The sequence below is a fragment of the Sphingobium limneticum genome, from assembly GCF_008710155.1.
In the GTDB taxonomy this organism is placed as follows: Bacteria; Pseudomonadota; Alphaproteobacteria; order Sphingomonadales; family Sphingomonadaceae; genus Sphingobium; species Sphingobium limneticum.
Genome location: NZ_VYPZ01000077.1, coordinates 1 through 2,325, shown reverse-complemented (window position 1 = coordinate 2,325; position 2,325 = coordinate 1). Strand labels below are relative to the sequence as shown.

General features: G+C 57.0%; 1 protein-coding gene and 1 pseudogene. One reads left to right on the top strand and one right to left on the bottom strand.

The annotated features are described in order from the left end of the window. Positions 1-318: 318 nt before the first annotated feature. Positions 319-588, bottom strand: a pseudogene (locus F4U94_RS23975) (transposase); the annotation flags it as partial. Positions 589-664: 76 nt separating this feature from the next. Between F4U94_RS23975 and F4U94_RS25430 the strand changes: the two are divergent. Continuing rightward, positions 665-1,765 carry an IS110 family RNA-guided transposase gene (locus F4U94_RS25430; protein WP_081912715.1) on the top strand — a complete coding sequence of 367 codons (1,101 nt, stop codon included), beginning with the start codon at positions 665-667 and terminating at the stop codon, positions 1,763-1,765. Positions 1,766-2,325 lie beyond the last annotated feature (560 nt).

Here is a 2,325-nt window from a genome sequence, read left to right as displayed (position 1 = left end):
CACTGAGTAGGTCCATGTCGATCACTCCGATGCCTCCTGACTGTCAGCCAGGGGCGAGGAAAACATGGGTCAATTCTCAGTGAAAACTTATAACCCTCCCGGGTCACTTCTCAGTGCAACTCAACAGTTCAGGGGCTTGTGAGGTGTACCGTTGAAGCGATCAGCAACGGCCTGGATTTCCCTATCCAATAGCAACGCCAGGTCCGTTTCAGAGCCCGATTCAGAAGTTCGTCAAATTTGTGTTGCGCGACGATCAGGGGTTCTTCCGCATCTTTGGTGCAGTCTGCTCGAGGAAGCCTTTGGAGGCCTGATCGATGATCAGGCGGCCAGCAACACTCGCTGTCGCAGGAGTTGGTAGTTTGCTCGTCCGTACATCTGCCGCTTTATGGCTTTGACTCTACTGATCTGACCTTCGACCGGGCTCGTCGTCCAACGGGTCGTGATCCCGCCCCTGACTGCATCAATGTCCCGTGTGATGCCGCCCGCAAAGCTGCTAAGTTCACTGTCAGTTGCCTGTTCGAGCCATTTATCGAGCGCGGATACGTCCTTGCCGCCAAGAAGCGTGACGAACTGAACAGCCAGCGCATTGCCTCGCCTGAATTGCTCCCGATTGTTGTCCAGTTGCCTCATCTAAAATGCTCCCGACGGTGGCAGGGAGTAAACGATGAGGAAGGTGAGCATGGCGACGCGGAGAGAATTGGTTGAAGCGGTTGGCGAGCGGTATCGCGCGGCTGATCGAACGAGCAAGGGCAAGGTTCTCGACGAGTTCGTCGCAGTCACAGGATTGCACCGCAAGCATGCGATGCGGATTTTGCGAGAGAAGGCGCCGTCGCGGCAGACGGCGCGTCCCGAGCGCAGGATTTATACCGAGGCGGTGCGAACCGCGCTGATCCTATTGTGGGAAGCGAGCGACCGCCTCTGCGGTAAGCGGTTGCGGCCACTCATACCGATCCTGATTGAGGCCATGGAAGGCCATGGCCATCTTGACCTGGAACCTGCGATCAAGGCGAAGTTGTTGCAGATGAGCGCAGCGACGATCGACCGGGCGTTGAAAACCGTGAGGGAAAGCAGTCCGAGGCTGCGGCGGCGGGGTGTGGCAGGATCCGAACTGACCCGGCTAGTTCAACAGCGCACCGAACTGGTCAACATGCTGCGCGCTTTTCTTTACGAGCTCGGTCATGTGGTGCCGCAAGGCGTCAATAATTTGCCCCGGATCGCCGCGATCATCACCGAGTCCAACAGTGATCTGCCTGAGATTGCCCGGATTGAATGCCGCGATTTGCTGGAGCAGATCGAAGCAATGACCGTGCGGATTGCGACAAGCGACCGCCGGATCAAGGACCTGGCAGGACAAGCAGACATGGCCCGAAGGCTACAGACCATGCCCGGAGTGGGGCCGATGCCGGCTTTGGCGGTCGAAGCGTTTGCCCCGCCAATGGAGAGCTTCAAATGCGGCAGGGACTTCACCGCTTGGCTGGGATTGGTGCCGAAACAGCATTCGAGCGGAGGCAAGACACGTCATGGCCGTGTCTCCAAGGCTGGGCAAAGCGACATTCGGCAGCTGCTTATCATGGGCGCAATGTCGCGATTGAACTGGATGGGCCGAAAATCGATCCCAGAAACACCGTGGCTAGCCCGCATGCTGGCGCGCAAGCCACGGATGCTGGTGGCAATCGCCTTGGCCAACAAGATGGCCCGGATGATCTGGGCGATGTTGACGAAACAGGAAGATTATCGAACCCCGGCAACGGCAATCGCCGCCTGATAGAAAGGCTGCGCAAGGCCCCAGCTGGCAAGGGGGAGTGAGAAGGCGACGACCCGAATGGGCAAAATGATCGAACAGATCTGGATCAGGAAAACCAGTTAAGAGTCCCGAGCTTCGAGCTCGTGAATCAGATTTGGACCTGATCCGCGGATCACCATACCGGCCAGCGTCTTCTGGAAAACGCTGCAATCAAAGGCCTGACAGAAGACCGCGCTCGATCACCTGTTCACCGGTTCAGAAACTTCTTGCCTCACGGGCGGCAACCACAGAGGTCTCTCAGACGGCAGGAAGCGCCGTATGCGACCGTAGCTGTTTTCCACGCTGCCCTTTTGCTAGGGTGCCGATGGCAGAAAGGAATAGCTCGTCGTCGCGAGTTTCTTTTGGAGTGTCGGTGTTTCCTTGAAATGCAACTGCAACTTTCGAGTACGCATTACTATTGCGAAGCAGTTGCATATATCATAGGGCGGCGCACAGATTGAGAACGATTCGCAAGGGGGGTAAAATGAAAAAAAGTACATTAAGCGGCGCGTTAGGCCTTGGATTAATGGCCGTGCCCGCAA

Bases quoted from the DNA above. Each gene is read 5' to 3' on its own strand.
- F4U94_RS25430 (WP_081912715.1), top strand. From the start codon at position 665: ATGAGGAAGGTGAGCATGGCGACGCGGAGAGAATTGGTTGAAGCGGTT.